We start from the raw sequence: 350 nt of genomic DNA, 5'->3' as shown, positions 1-350 counted from the left end.
AGCAGATAATGCTAAGACTATAGCAAGTTTAGCACGGATGTACTCAGATGAAGCCAAGAAAAAAGCCGAGTCGGCAGATTCACAAGCCTATCAAGCCAAGAGCGAAGCCGAAAAAGCCAAGGAAGTAGCTGATAGAGCGAAAAGGACAGCAGAAGAAGCTAAAACAACAGCCGATACGACGAAACAAGAGCTTGGAGGTATCAAGAGTTCCCTAGCAACGGCAACAACAGCCCATACAGTAGCTTCACAGACAAAAGTGCTAGCGGAAGAGGTAAACAATTTACTGAAACAGTCCAATTTAACGGTTCTTTCAATTTCCACACCGTTTCTTGTTGCGAAAGGCAAAGCGG

1 protein-coding gene is annotated in these 350 nt (G+C 44.9%); it reads left to right on the top strand.

Annotation, left to right across the window (positions count from 1 at the left end; translation table 11 throughout):
* Window positions 1-350: alanine-zipper protein (locus tag ACFILY_RS09470; protein ID WP_375673366.1), on the top strand; the 350-nt coding region annotated here is incomplete at both ends.

This window comes from Bartonella sp. CL25QHWL, assembly GCF_042195335.1.
Taxonomy (GTDB): Bacteria; Pseudomonadota; Alphaproteobacteria; order Rhizobiales; family Rhizobiaceae; genus Bartonella.
The sequence above is the reverse complement of the archived record's forward strand: the minus strand, read 5'-3'. Positions and strand labels throughout refer to the sequence as shown.